At 33.7% G+C, this 12,377-nt stretch carries 15 protein-coding genes; 9 read left to right on the top strand and 6 right to left on the bottom strand.

Features of this window, described 5'->3' with window-relative positions:
- The first annotated feature begins 16 nt into the window (after window positions 1-16).
- The gene (locus tag ACFS3A_RS02980; protein ID WP_379823845.1) at window positions 17-1,000 is read left to right on the top strand and encodes a hypothetical protein; all 984 of its coding nucleotides are present in this window, start codon (window positions 17-19) and stop codon (window positions 998-1,000) included.
- A 136-nt stretch (window positions 1,001-1,136) separates the two neighbouring features.
- Here ACFS3A_RS02980 and ACFS3A_RS02975 read toward each other — a convergent pair whose 3' ends face one another.
- The gene (locus ACFS3A_RS02975) at window positions 1,137-1,688 is read right to left on the bottom strand and encodes a Smr/MutS family protein (protein WP_379823844.1); all 552 of its coding nucleotides are present in this window, start codon (window positions 1,686-1,688) and stop codon (window positions 1,137-1,139) included.
- Between the two features lies 1 nt (window position 1,689).
- Window positions 1,690-1,839, bottom strand: coding sequence for a hypothetical protein (locus tag ACFS3A_RS02970; protein WP_186296678.1), 150 nt, complete (start codon window positions 1,837-1,839; stop codon window positions 1,690-1,692).
- A 130-nt stretch (window positions 1,840-1,969) separates the two neighbouring features.
- Here ACFS3A_RS02970 and ACFS3A_RS02965 point away from each other — a divergent pair, with 130 nt between their 5' ends.
- A complete protein-coding gene (locus ACFS3A_RS02965) occupies window positions 1,970-2,254 on the top strand; it encodes a DUF2752 domain-containing protein (protein WP_379823843.1) in 285 nt (94 codons plus the stop codon).
- A gap of 155 nt (window positions 2,255-2,409) precedes the next feature.
- On the opposite strand, the gene ACFS3A_RS02960 is transcribed toward ACFS3A_RS02965, so the two are convergent.
- Window positions 2,410-3,111, bottom strand: a complete 702-nt coding sequence (locus ACFS3A_RS02960; protein WP_379823842.1) for a DUF1003 domain-containing protein — start codon at window positions 3,109-3,111, stop codon at window positions 2,410-2,412.
- A gap of 190 nt (window positions 3,112-3,301) precedes the next feature.
- Between ACFS3A_RS02960 and epsC the strand changes: the two genes are divergently transcribed.
- The 4 genes from epsC (at window position 3,302) to ACFS3A_RS02940 (ending at window position 6,676) form a co-directional block, all read left to right on the top strand.
- Window positions 3,302-4,093, top strand: a complete 792-nt coding sequence (gene epsC, locus ACFS3A_RS02955) for a serine O-acetyltransferase EpsC (RefSeq protein ID WP_379824357.1) — start codon at window positions 3,302-3,304, stop codon at window positions 4,091-4,093.
- Between the two features lies 1 nt (window position 4,094).
- Window positions 4,095-4,982 (top strand): cysteine synthase CysM, encoded by an 888-nt coding sequence (cysM, locus tag ACFS3A_RS02950; protein WP_379823841.1) that lies wholly within the window; start codon window positions 4,095-4,097, stop codon window positions 4,980-4,982.
- 222 nt (window positions 4,983-5,204) lie between these two features.
- A complete protein-coding gene (locus ACFS3A_RS02945; RefSeq protein ID WP_379823840.1) occupies window positions 5,205-6,191 on the top strand; it encodes an aldo/keto reductase in 987 nt (328 codons plus the stop codon).
- Window positions 6,192-6,280: 89 nt separating this feature from the next.
- Window positions 6,281-6,676 carry a hypothetical protein gene (locus ACFS3A_RS02940; RefSeq protein ID WP_379823839.1) on the top strand — a complete coding sequence of 132 codons (396 nt, stop codon included), beginning with the start codon at window positions 6,281-6,283 and terminating at the stop codon, window positions 6,674-6,676.
- 45 nt (window positions 6,677-6,721) lie between these two features.
- Here ACFS3A_RS02940 and ACFS3A_RS02935 read toward each other — a convergent pair whose 3' ends face one another.
- Window positions 6,722-7,771: a sensor histidine kinase gene (locus ACFS3A_RS02935; protein ID WP_379823838.1), complete on the bottom strand. Its 1,050-nt coding sequence runs from the start codon at window positions 7,769-7,771 to the stop codon at window positions 6,722-6,724.
- Window positions 7,772-7,930: 159 nt separating this feature from the next.
- Here ACFS3A_RS02935 and rlmD point away from each other — a divergent pair, with 159 nt between their 5' ends.
- The 3 genes from rlmD to ACFS3A_RS02920 are packed head-to-tail and all read left to right on the top strand — an operon-like array spanning window position 7,931 to window position 10,671.
- On the top strand, window positions 7,931-9,343 hold the full coding sequence (gene rlmD / locus ACFS3A_RS02930) for a 23S rRNA (uracil(1939)-C(5))-methyltransferase RlmD (protein WP_379823837.1): 1,413 nt from the start codon (window positions 7,931-7,933) through the stop codon (window positions 9,341-9,343).
- Between the two features lie 7 nt (window positions 9,344-9,350).
- Entirely contained in the window at window positions 9,351-9,887 is a 537-nt protein-coding gene (locus ACFS3A_RS02925) for a DUF6452 family protein (RefSeq protein ID WP_379823836.1), read from the top strand.
- Complete coding sequence (locus ACFS3A_RS02920; RefSeq protein ID WP_379823835.1) at window positions 9,859-10,671, top strand: DUF6048 family protein; 813 nt, start codon at window positions 9,859-9,861, stop codon at window positions 10,669-10,671. Before ACFS3A_RS02925 ends, ACFS3A_RS02920 begins: the two co-directional genes overlap by 29 nt.
- A gap of 107 nt (window positions 10,672-10,778) precedes the next feature.
- On the opposite strand, the gene ACFS3A_RS02915 is transcribed toward ACFS3A_RS02920, so the two are convergent.
- Window positions 10,779-11,015 carry a hypothetical protein gene (locus tag ACFS3A_RS02915; RefSeq protein ID WP_091491243.1) on the bottom strand — a complete coding sequence of 79 codons (237 nt, stop codon included), beginning with the start codon at window positions 11,013-11,015 and terminating at the stop codon, window positions 10,779-10,781.
- A gap of 137 nt (window positions 11,016-11,152) precedes the next feature.
- Window positions 11,153-12,310 carry a THUMP domain-containing class I SAM-dependent RNA methyltransferase gene (locus tag ACFS3A_RS02910; RefSeq protein ID WP_289658003.1) on the bottom strand — a complete coding sequence of 386 codons (1,158 nt, stop codon included), beginning with the start codon at window positions 12,308-12,310 and terminating at the stop codon, window positions 11,153-11,155.
- Window positions 12,311-12,377 lie beyond the last annotated feature (67 nt).

Raw genomic sequence — 12,377 nt, 5'->3', positions numbered from 1 at the left:
CAAATAAATTTTTACAATGAAAAAATACGCTTCCCTTATATTATTTGCTTTTTTGCTAAACGGTTGTGACGACGGAGATTTAACTGTAGATGAAATAAATTTTGAAAGTGTTACCTCTTCTCAGGCTTGCGATACAGAAACCAATGCATTAATTTACAAATTAAAAGATCAAGAAGCTCTTTTACTTCAAATGCCGGAAGGTTCTATTATTAATGATAATGAAGATTATGATTATACCATAGATTCTAAAGGTAACGGACAATATCGTGTAGTTTATAGAGCTTATGATGGTAAAGTTGCTACTACAAATATCTGCGGTACTATTCCGCCCAGCACTCCAAGAGTTACACAAGAATGGCTTGGAAAAGATGGTATTATACATATAGAATCCCGACAAATAGACAAACAAAATACAAATGATGACGGAACAAGGATTACAGGTTACAGCCATAGTATTATTTTTAGAAATATAACTTTTGCAAAACCGTCCGGAGACCAAATTGAGGCAAAATATACATTTGGAACGTACCAAACTACCGTAACACCTGCTGACTTTACATTTAGAACCAATCCGGAAGGAACGGGGATCATATACCAATGTGACAATTATAAAAGAGTTTACAATTACAATAATTCCTTCTACTTATCTATTGAGGATATTGACCCCACCCTCTTTGAAAATGTAGATACACCGGCGAATCAGCCAAGAACAAGATTGATTTCTTCAACAGCAAACAAAATTTATTACAGAACTGCAAAAGCAGAAACGGGATCTTTCTCTCAAGAGTACATTTGTACTCCGACTGCAACGCCAGCTGTAGATCAGACCTGGACAGGTCAATTAGGAAAAACAGGTGAATCTGGTATTATAGAAGTGACCACTACCCATGCAGCACAAATTTACACACACACTATTGTTCTTAAAAATGTTATTCTTGAAAAAGGAAATAGTTCTTTTAAGCTAGGCAGTAATTTTGTTTTAGGAAGTGTTATCAAATAATTTTTCAGGTTTTCCAGAAAAAAATATTCTTACAAAAAACGTCTGTTTTTCAAAACTGATTTTAAGATTAAATCAGCTAGAAAGACAGACGTTTTTTTATGTTTAAAATAGACATTTTAAACCACTTAATTTTATTCTATTTATTATTTTGTCTAAAATAAACTTCAGTTGCACCAAGTCCGTATTTTTGATAATTGGCATCCTGAAAATCTATTCCGTCATAGCGTCCTAATAAAAAATCCAGTTCTGCTTTTAAAATACCTTCTCCGACACCATGAATAAAAACGATTTTAGGAATACGGTTCCGAATCGCAAATTCAATATGTCTTTTTGCCGTTTCCGTTTGTAATGTCAAAATATCATAATTAGACATACCGCGTTTATTTGGAACTAATTTTTCAATATGCAAATCAAATTCCGGAACACCAACATCGCGTTTTTCTTTCTTTTCCTTAACAAAACTTCTTGGTTTTGGCTCTGTTTTCTCTTTTGAAACTTCTTCTAAATCAATTCTTTTAATAGAATTCATTAAATTACTGGATTCCTGAATCTTAATTAACTCATTGACAAAAAATGTCATCATAAATCCATCCTCAGTTTCAATCAAAACTTCGCTATTTTTCACCGAAACGACCGTTCCGTTTATGGCTTCATCCAATACAGAAACCTTATCTCCTTTTACCAGCATCCTACTCTTCTTTATCGTTATTTTTACTTGGGGTTTTGGCACTCAGCTGCATCATTCCAAACATGAAAACCACAATTGCAATGATCATGATATAGATATTTTTTTCTTCTGAAACCTGCTCATAGAATGCCACCGAGATAGCAAGAATCATTATTATTATTTTAAAAGCTTTCATCAATTCAAAGTTTAAGATTTCAAAAGTATAAAACTTTCAAATAGCAGTTCTATTCTACTTCAAAGGTTTGTCGTATTTTTTTAGTAAAATTGCAAAAAGATTCCTCATGACTTTAGAGAAATATATGATCCCCTGCCTCTTCAAAACCTTCTTTGGTTTTGAGTGTTTGGGTTGCGGTTTTCAGCGCTCTTTATTCTTACTTTTTCAGGGAGAGTTTTTAGCCGCTTTCAAAATGTATCCGGCGATATATTCCTGTCTTTTACTCTTCGTTTTAATAGCCCTGCATTTTTTGGACAAATCTAAAAATTACAAAAAAATAATTTGGAGAATGGCAACTGTAAATCTCATTTTCATGCTTGGCGGTTATTACTTCAAACATTTTTATTTTTAGATTTTAGATTTTAGATTTTCTAAAAGTTGCTTCGCTCCTTTTTTTTAAATTTGCTTCTCTCTATGTATTTGACGTCTTTTAGATTATTTTAAATTGACATTGATTTTTGATAATTGAAATTTGGGATTTAAAAAGATTGAATCTTAAATAACTTTTTACCTCTTAATCTGATTTAAAATATCATTCATCATCTCGATTTGTACTTTCTGAATTTCGATTAATTCTTGCTGCTGATGCATAATCAAATGATCAATTTTATCATGGATCATTCTAATCTCTAATTCCGATTTCAGATTAATCATATAATCTTTTTTGGCGCGGTTTCGGTCTTTTTCTTCCTGACGGTTTTGGCTCATCATGATTACCGGCGCTTGTAAAGCAGCAACGCAGGAGAGAATTAAATTTAAGAGAATAAATGGATAAGGATCAAAACCCTTATTCAAAAAAACAAGTACATTAGACCCAATCCAGATTGTAATAAAAACAACAAACGAAATTATAAAGGTCCAGCTTCCGCCAAAGTCGGCAACTCTATCTGCAACCCTCTGCCCTAAATTGCGTGTTTCTTCTTCATCCTCAACAATACTTACAATCGACTTATCCTCTTTTAGAGAAGAAATGACGTTTTTTTCCATAGCTGAAAGTGCACCAATTTCTGTCGAAAGATAGTTTGAAATGTATTTTTGACGATAAACATTTAATTCGTTTACAGCAATACAGTCATCATCATTAAAACTTGGGAATTCTTTTTTTATTAAACCCAAAATAGGATCATGAATTGATTTACCATAGATTTTCTCGCTTTCAGCAAAAGAAAGTCCGGAAATTGCACTTTTAAAGGTCTGACTGTTTTTCATTTTAATTTGTTTTGAAAGCTAATTTACGTAATTAACTTCTTAAGAACGATATAAAAAAGAACTGTTTACCATTTCTATTTTATCACAAATGAGCTTTTCTACAGAAAATTTCTTTAGTTAAATCGTGGCTTTATTTCCAAAAAACACCTTACTTTTAACGTTCCAAAATTATTCATTCATTTTTACCATTGTGACAAAAGACACTATCATACAAAATATAAAGGCTTTAAAAAGTCATTCGCACATAAATTACGGTATTAAAACCAAAACAGAAGACTTTACAGAAAAGCTTTTTTACACTCTTTTTGACTCTAATGCTGCCTTAGACGAAAGCATTGATGAACTGGAAGTGCGTTTTAAGGAAATTGCTGTTTTGGCTTGCAAAAAACCACAAAATCTATGTGAATCTATTTGGGATAAGTTTCTGGAAAAACTTCCCGGAGTTTTAGAGAAATTAAATCAGGATGCGGAATATATTTTAGAGAACGATCCCGCCTCAAACAGTATTGACGAGGTTTATTTAGGATATCCTGGTTTTTATGCCATTGCAATTTACAGGTTAAGCCACGAATTGTATAAGCTTGATTTACTTCTTTTCTCCCGCTTAATGAGCGAATATGCACATAGAATTACAGGAACCGATATTCATGCCGGAGCTGATATTGCATCTCCGTTCTTTATTGACCACGCTACCGGAATCGTTATTGGAGAAACAACTGTAATCAAAAAACAGGTAAAAATTTATCAGGGCGTTACGCTGGGTGCTTTAAGCGTAAGCAAAGAAATGAAAAATGCAAAAAGACACCCTACGGTTGAGGCTAATGTTTGCATTTATGCCAATGCCACAATTTTGGGAGGCGAAACTGTAATCGGAAAAAATAGTATTGTGGGAGGAAATGCATGGGTTACCAAATCTATTCCTGAAGATTCCATCGTTTTAAACACTACCACAACTGAAGTTAAAATAAAAGAAAAAAAATAAAATGGGTCCACAGAAATTATTAAACCTAATTGGGAATACTCCTTTGATGGAAACCGTCAATTTGGTTCAAAATAAAAATGTAAAACTTTTACTTAAACTCGAAGGAAACAACCCTGGAGGTAGTGTAAAAGACAGAGCTGCATACAATATGATCGCCGCTGCTCTAGAAAGAGGCGACATTAAGAAAGGAGACAAATTAATTGAAGCAACCAGCGGTAATACCGGAATCGCACTTGCCATGATTGCGCAATTATTCGGAATTGAAATCGAACTGGTTCTACCAGAAGATTCAACAAAAGAACGCACACAAACTATGCGTGCTTATGGCGCCACTGTAATTCTAACACCTGCTAGTGAAGGAATTATCGGCTCTCGTGATTATGCTGATAAAAAAGTAGCCCAAGGAGGTTATTTAATGCTGAATCAGTTTGCGAATGATGACAACTGGAAAGCACATTATAAAACAACCGGGCCTGAAATATGGAATGACACTGAAGGAACTGTAACTCATTTCGTTTCTGCAATGGGAACAACGGGAACTATTATTGGAACTTCGACTTATTTGAAAGAAAAGAATCCAAATGTTCAAATTGTTGGCGCACAGCCAAGCGATGGTTCTCAGATTCCTGGAATCCGTAAATGGCCACAAGAATATCTTCCTAAAATTTTTGATGCCTCTAAAGTTGATACTGTTGTAGATGTAAGCGAAAAAGAAGCACGTGAAATGACAAAAAGATTAGCACTTGAAGAAGGTGTTTTTGCCGGAATGAGCAGCGGAGGTTCTGTTGCTGTTGCCCTAAAAATAGCCGAACAATTAGAATCCGGAGTTATTGTTGCCGTTATCTGCGACAGAGGCGATCGTTACCTGTCTTCGGATTTATTTGATTAAAAAGATACTAAGTTGCTAAGGCTCTAAGATGCTAACATTTGGTTAACTTAAAAAAATGGAATCTTAGCAACTCAGAACCTTAGAGTCTTAAAAAAAATAAACTACAGAAAACTAAGATTTGAATAACTAAAAAAACTTAGTATCTCAGAATCTTAGTATCTCAGCAACTTTAGAAAAAAACTTAGCATCTTAGAAACTCAGAACATTAGAATCTTAAAAAAAATGAACTACAGAAAACTAGGAAAAACAAACTTTAATATCTCTGAAATCTCACTTGGTACCTGGCAGGTTGGAGGGAAATGGGGATCGGGTTTTGATGATAAAACCGCCGACGAACTTTTAAATACAGCTATAGACAATGGTGTTAATTTTATTGACACTGCCGATGTTTACGAAAACGGATTAAGCGAAACTGCTGTTGGACGTGTGGTTCGCTCCCGTTCTGAACGTATTTTCGTTGCCACAAAATGCGGACGCCAGATTAATCCGCATGTTAATGAAGGATACACTCCAAAAGTGCTTCAAAAATTTGTGGAAGACAGTTTAAAAAGAACTGGTTTAGAAACGCTTGATTTGATTCAGTTACACTGTCCTCCGACAGAAGTTTACTATCGTCCTGAAATTTTTGAGCTTTTTGAACGCTTAAAAGAGCAGGGAAAAATCCTTAATCTGGGCGTAAGCGTAGAAAAAGTAGAAGAAGCTTTAAAAGCAATTGAATATGACAATGTGACTACAGTGCAGATTATTTTCAATTTATTCCGCCAGCGCCCTTCTGAGTTGTTTTTCTCTGAAGCTAAAAAGAAAGACATTGGAATTATTGCCAGAGTTCCTTTAGCGAGTGGACTTTTAACGGGTACTTTCAGTGAAAAAACCACTTTTGAACCTGAGGATCACCGCCATTTTAATCGTAACGGAGAAGCTTTTGATAAAGGCGAAACATTCTCAGGAATTGATTATAATTTAGGTTTAAAAGCTGTTAATGAATTAAAAGCTTTGTTTCCCGGACAAGAAAATCTTGCTCCAATTGCCTTACAGTGGATTTTGAGTTTCAACGAAATCAGCTGTATTATTCCGGGTGCTTCAAAAGTAAACCATGTTTTATCTAATTTATCGGTATACGACACTCCTAAATTAACCGCAGAACAAATCTCTGAAATGAATAAAATTTACAACCATCTTATTAAACCTGCTGTCCATCAGCTTTGGTAAATTTATTTAAGTTTTTTCTTTCATAAAGGCGCAACCATTTATGGTTTATTGCATCTAGTTATAAAATACTAACCAATAAACCATAAATTATGAAAAAGTTATCCTTTTTTCTGCTTGCAATCTGCATTACAACCATCTCTTGCAGTAAAGATGAAAGTACACGTGAAGAAGAACAAGCCAGACTTGATAAAATGTATCAGGAAATTATTGATTATTCTCAAGTTAACTCAAAATCCTGCACTAATCCGGACGAATGGGCATTTATGAAATACTCTCCTTCAAACTGCTCAGGGTATATTATCTATAACAAAGCAGTTGATGCAGCTATTTTTCGAAAAAAAATTGATCAATTTCGTGAAGCTCAAGGAAAATTTGATGCAAAATGGGGAGTTTATTACACATCCGAATGTATAACTATACCTCCTCCAACCGGCATAAAGTGTATAGACGAAAAACCAACTTTAATTTATAGTAATGCACAGTAAAAAATTAAGGTTACTGAGATTTTAAAATCTTAGTAACCTTTTTTCTTAAATATCAAATTCAATTCTGAATTCAGCGCCTCTGTTTTTACCATCGCTTGAAGCACTCAATCGGCCTTTGTTGCGTTCTATTATTTTCTTGCATAAATACAAGCCAATTCCTGTTGAACCCTCATTTGCCGTTCCGAGTCGACTCATTTTGGTGAATTTTTTGAATAATTCTTCGATCTGATGTTTATCGAAACCAATTCCATTGTCTTTTACTGTTAAAATCAATTTAGAATCTTCCGAGTAAATTCTCACCTTTATTTCGCTGTCAAAATAAGAAAACTTAACGGCATTGCTGATCAAATTAACTAAAACCTGAATCAAAAGACCTTCATCTATTTTAAGTTTGGCTTCGACACATTCTAAAACCAGATTGAGCTTTATATTTTTATCAAACAGTCGCTGTTCAACCTGTTCATTAATAAATGGAAGAATATTAGGAAACAGAACTGATTTGATTTCCGGATTTATTTTTACAACTTCATCCTGTTCTTTCAGCAGCTTAATGAAGTTCTCAATATATCTGAATTGAAGATCAGTCGATTCACAGATTAATTCAGCTAGATTTACTACAGATTCAGAAGGGTTTTCGCTTATAATTAATTTTGCTAATCCCTGTGGATTTCCGGCAAAGTTTTTTAAATCATGCGAAAGCATATAAACCAAATCCTGCTTTTCATTAATAAAATTTTCCGCCTCATAAATCGATTCCTGAATATTACACATAAGTAATCCTGCTTCATCAGCATATTCTGTTGGTAAAACAGATAATTTTCTGGAACTGCGATAATCGTCCAGTGCTTTCGAAGCCAATGCAATCGGTTTTATTAATTTATTCAACACTAATAATGTTATTGCCGTTGCCAGCAAAGTCATAATTAACGAAAAAACTAAAATAGAAGCAGGAGAAATGCTATGCTGAAAATACAGTACAAAAAATAAAATACCAATTAAAGGAATATGAATACCGATAAAAGCAACAAAAAGAAATTTAAACGCATAACTTTTTTTAAGAAAGCTAATCTGTGAGAGTTTGTGGTACAACTTCATGAAAAGGAGGCAATAATTGTAGGTTAATATTGTAAATTCATGGGGGTTCTTACAAAACAAAATTAACTTTTATCCTGTATTAAACTAATTTTTTGACGAATTTCTAAAAATTTTTTAAAATTAAATTTGTAAAAGTTTTCAAAGGCTTATTTTTGCGCTATGGGAAGAAAAAATACAGACAAAGTTGTCTTTCATCAAATTCAGGTTCTTGATGCCGGTGCAAAAGGAGTTTCGGTGGCCAAAGCACCAGACGGAAAAGTTATCTTTATTCCGAATGTGGTGCCTGGAGATGTAGTTGACGTACAAACATTTAAAAAAAGAAAAGCTTACTACGAAGGTAAAGCTGTAAAATTTCACGAATTATCAGATTACAGAGTAGATCCAATCTGCGAACACTTTGGAGTATGTGGCGGATGCAAATGGCAAAATATGAAATACAGCCAACAGCTTGCATTTAAACAGAATGAAGTTAAAAATCACTTACAAAGAATAGGAAAAATCGAACTTCCGGAATTTGAAGCTATTTTAGGTTCTGAGAAACAATTTTTCTATAGAAATAAAATGGAGTTTTCATTTTCAAACAGCCGTTGGTTAACTGAAAAAGAAATTGGAAGCACTGAAGATTTAGGAAATAGAAATGCTTTAGGATTTCATATTCCAAAAATGTGGGATAAAATTCTTGACATTAACAAATGTCATTTACAAGAAGATCCTTCAAATGCAATTCGTAATGAAATACGCGCTTTTGCAAACGAGCATAATTTAGCGTTTTTCAATCCTAGAGAACATTCGGGTTTGTTGAGAACCGTAATGATTCGTACCGTTTCTACAGGAGAAATCATGGTTTTGATTCAGTTTTTTGAAGAGGACAAAGAAAACAGAGAATTAATTTTAGATCATTTATACGAGAAATTCCCGCAAATTACTTCATTACAATATGTTGTAAACGGAAAACCAAACGATACCATTTACGATCAGAATGTCATTCTTTACAAAGGAAGAGATTATATCCTTGAAGAAATGGAAGGTTTAAAATTCAGCATCAATGCTAAATCTTTTTACCAAACCAATTCTGACCAAGCGTACGAATTATACAAAATAACAAGAGATTTTGCTGACCTTACAGGAAACGAAACAGTTTATGATTTATATACAGGAACTGGAACAATTGCTCAATTTGTTTCTAAAAAAGCAAAAAAAGTAATTGGAGTAGAAAGTGTACCAGAAGCAATTATTGATGCCAAGGCCAATGCAGAACGCAATAATATTACCAATTGTGAGTTTTTTGTTGGAGACATGAAAGTTGTTTTCAACGAAGCTTTTATTGCTCAGCACGGTAAACCGGATGTAATTATCACAGATCCTCCACGTGATGGAATGCATAAAGATGTAGTAGAACAAATCTTAAAAATTGCTCCAAAAAGAGTAGTTTATGTAAGCTGTAATTCTGCAACGCAGGCACGTGATCTGGCTTTAATGGATGAAAAATATAAAGTTACCCGTGTGAGACCTGTAGATATGTTCCCACAGACACATCATGTTGAAAATGTTGTACTTTTAGAACTTCGATAAAAAATAAATGAAAAAAATAATCTCGATTTTACTGCTCTTTACTTTTGGCTTATCAAGCTGCGAGAAAGATGATATCTGCGATGGAAATACCCCTACTACACCAAGACTGGTTATTACATTTTACGATATCGCCAACCCGACAAAAACCAGAAATGTCAGCAATTTGAAAGTAATTGGTGAAGATATGGAAGAGGGAATTGTTTTTAATGAAAATGCTATCGATGAGGCGAAATATATTACAAGTGGAAATAATGTAATGCTTCCTTTAAAAGTTAATGACAGCACTGTCACTTTTAAATTTATTTATAACTCTACCAGTACCAATCCAACGTCAAGAAATACAGATGTATTAACCATTAATTATAATACTCAAAATGTATATGTATCGAGAGCGTGTGGTTTTAAAACTATTTTTGATTTAAAAGCCAAAGATCCTTTTCTTCGTACAGATCCTGATGGAGATACGATATGGATGACAGACGTGCAATTAGAAAACCCAAACATTGAATCTGAAAATGAAACACACATTAAAGTATATTTCTAGTATTTGTTTACTGTTTTCAATTTCTTTAGGGTACGCTCAGGAAACACCGGAAACTACAGGAAAAAAGGTAATTACTCAAAAAGCTAAAACCGAAACAGCTAAACCGGAGATTCAGGAAGTAAAAAAAGACAGCATTGTCAAAACGGACCGTTACGGTCTTCGCGTTGGTGTTGACTTATATAAACTTACCCGAGGCCTTTATGACAAAGATTATAAAGGAGTAGAATTTGTTGGAGACTGGAGACTGACAAAAAAATATTATCTGGCAGCAGAATTAGGTTATGAAAACAAAACTACAGATGACGACCGATTAAATTCATCCGCAGCCGGAAGTTATATAAAAGCCGGATTTGATTACAATTTTTATGAAAATTGGCTTGACATGGAAAACTTAATCACAATAGGACTTCGTGGTGGTTTTAGTGCTTTCAGTCAGGATTTAAACAGCTATAAAATCTATAATCCAAATCCGTACTGGGGTGAACTGTCTGCTGTACCGGCAAATCAAAAATACAGCGGACTTACCGCTAGCTGGCTGGAAGTTGCTATGGGATTAAAAGCAGAGGTTTTTGATAATGTATTTGTTGGTTTTGGAGTACAACTTAAACTTCTTGCTACAAATAAAAAGCCAAGCGGATTTGACAATCTTTATATTCCGGGCTTCAACAGAACGTATGATGGTAGTTTTGGGGTAGGATTCAACTATACAGTTTCTTATTTCATCCCAATTTACAAGAAAAAAGTAATGGCTCCTGAAAAGAAAGAAGCTCCTAAAAAGAAATAATTCTTTTTTTAAGATGCTGAGATTCTAAGATACTAAGTTGCTAAGATTAAAAAAAGCTCAAATTCATTTTTTTTTGAATTTGAGCTTTTTTTAATCTATTCATTAGTTTATCCGATTTCTTTAATGCCTTTAATGAAAATCCATTTCATAAAAAGCTTCTCTCCGTCTTTAGTTCTTGCTGCTTGAAATTTCGGCCCAATAATAGTTCCAATTACAAAAGCAGTCAAAGGAATCCAGATTCCTGTTAAACCAGTATAAGCGGCGATTAAAAATCGGAACGCCAGAAACAGGACGGCAAAACATCCTAATTGATATAAAAAAGCTCTTACTTGTAGTTTTGACATTTTTTTTAGAGTTGCTAAGGTTCTGAGATGCTAAGATGCTGAGTTTTTCTCCTTGCAACTTACATTCTTAGAAACTTAATTTTTATTTTAACTTATTCTTTTTCTCATTTTACTAAAACTCTTAGCATCTTAGATACTTAGACTTGAAATTTCGTTCTCTTACTTCCTTCGTACATTTCATATTTAACCAAACGTGCTTCTAAACTAGCGTTAAAAAGTTTAATTTTTCTTGAAGGTTTTAATCCAACAAATTTCAAAGCTTCCAGGTTTGCCGTAATAAACCAGGCATTTGTTCCCGGATAATTTTTCTTTAACGTATCGCCGATACTTGCATAAAAACGTTCCATATGAATATCTAAACGCTCATCATAAGGTGGATTGAATACAATGTGAAGTTTTCCTTCGGTTTCTTTTTCGCTATCAAAAAAGTTATCTTCACGAATAGTCACATAATCTTCCAAATTGGCATTTCTAATATTGTCTTTCGCTTTGCTTACAGCACTTGGCGCTTTATCAAAACCTTTTATGGTGTAATGAAACTCTCTTGTTTTTTTCATTAAACTGTCAATGATTTTATCAAACAAGTCATTATCCCAGTCTTTCCATTTTTCAAAAGCAAATTCTTTTCTGTTGATGTTTGCTGGAATATTGCAGGCAATCATCGCCGCCTCAGCCAAGAAAGTTCCAGAACCGCACATTGGATCTAAAAAATGACTTTGTCCATCCCAACCTGACAATAAAAGAATTCCTGCTGCCAAAACCTCATTAATAGGCGCAATATTCGTAGCAGTTCTATAACCACGCTGATGAAGTGAAGCTCCAGAAGTATCCAAAGCCACAGAAACCTGATCTTTATCGATATGAATATTAATACGTAAATCCGGATATTGTTTATCAATACTTGGGCGCTGTCCTGTTCTTTCTCTAAACTGATCTACGATAGCATCTTTACATTTTTGAGAAACAAATTCAGAATGATTGAAATATGTAGAATGTACAGTAGTATCAATTACAAAAGTCTGATTGGCATTTAAATATTTAGACCAGTTTAAACCCGAAATCCCTTTGTATAATGCCTGTTCATTGTTTGCTCTAAAAGAATAAATTGGTTTTAAAATTTTAAGAGCCGTACGCAAAGATAAATTGGCTTTGTACATAAAACCTTTGTCTCCCTTAAAACTCACCATTCTCACTCCTTTTTCAACATCCTGAGCTCCAAGTGTACGCAATTCTTTTTCTAATATTTCTTCAAAGCCAAAAAAACATTTGGCAATCATTTTAAAATTTTCTTCCATCTTTTCTTTTAAATTAAAAAAAACTAAAATTTAAAAGATGCCAATCCTGCATCTTCACATAATGCAA

Source organism: Flavobacterium notoginsengisoli, from assembly GCF_042686225.1.
Taxonomy (GTDB): domain Bacteria; phylum Bacteroidota; class Bacteroidia; order Flavobacteriales; family Flavobacteriaceae; genus Flavobacterium; species Flavobacterium notoginsengisoli.
Note: the sequence above shows the minus strand (reverse complement) of the source record. Positions and strands in the feature narration are given on the sequence as shown.

Excerpts from the sequence above, each read along its gene's own strand:
- ACFS3A_RS02980 (WP_379823845.1), top strand. The coding sequence starts at position 17 with ATGAAAAAATACGCTTCCCTTATATTATTTGCTTTTTTGCTAAACGGT.
- ACFS3A_RS02975 (WP_379823844.1), bottom strand. The coding sequence starts at position 1,688 with ATGCTGGTAAAAGGAGATAAGGTTTCTGTATTGGATGAAGCCATAAAC.
- ACFS3A_RS02970 (WP_186296678.1), bottom strand. The coding sequence starts at position 1,839 with ATGATTCTTGCTATCTCGGTGGCATTCTATGAGCAGGTTTCAGAAGAA.
- ACFS3A_RS02965 (WP_379823843.1), top strand. The coding sequence starts at position 1,970 with ATGACTTTAGAGAAATATATGATCCCCTGCCTCTTCAAAACCTTCTTT.
- ACFS3A_RS02960 (WP_379823842.1), bottom strand. The coding sequence starts at position 3,111 with ATGAAAAACAGTCAGACCTTTAAAAGTGCAATTTCCGGACTTTCTTTT.
- cysM (WP_379823841.1), top strand. The coding sequence starts at position 4,095 with ATGGGTCCACAGAAATTATTAAACCTAATTGGGAATACTCCTTTGATG.
- ACFS3A_RS02945 (WP_379823840.1), top strand. The coding sequence starts at position 5,205 with ATGAACTACAGAAAACTAGGAAAAACAAACTTTAATATCTCTGAAATC.
- ACFS3A_RS02940 (WP_379823839.1), top strand. The coding sequence starts at position 6,281 with ATGAAAAAGTTATCCTTTTTTCTGCTTGCAATCTGCATTACAACCATC.
- ACFS3A_RS02935 (WP_379823838.1), bottom strand. The coding sequence starts at position 7,771 with ATGAAGTTGTACCACAAACTCTCACAGATTAGCTTTCTTAAAAAAAGT.
- rlmD (WP_379823837.1), top strand. The coding sequence starts at position 7,931 with ATGGGAAGAAAAAATACAGACAAAGTTGTCTTTCATCAAATTCAGGTT.
- ACFS3A_RS02925 (WP_379823836.1), top strand. The coding sequence starts at position 9,351 with ATGAAAAAAATAATCTCGATTTTACTGCTCTTTACTTTTGGCTTATCA.
- ACFS3A_RS02920 (WP_379823835.1), top strand. The coding sequence starts at position 9,859 with ATGAAACACACATTAAAGTATATTTCTAGTATTTGTTTACTGTTTTCA.
- ACFS3A_RS02915 (WP_091491243.1), bottom strand. The coding sequence starts at position 11,015 with ATGTCAAAACTACAAGTAAGAGCTTTTTTATATCAATTAGGATGTTTT.
- ACFS3A_RS02910 (WP_289658003.1), bottom strand. The coding sequence starts at position 12,310 with ATGGAAGAAAATTTTAAAATGATTGCCAAATGTTTTTTTGGCTTTGAA.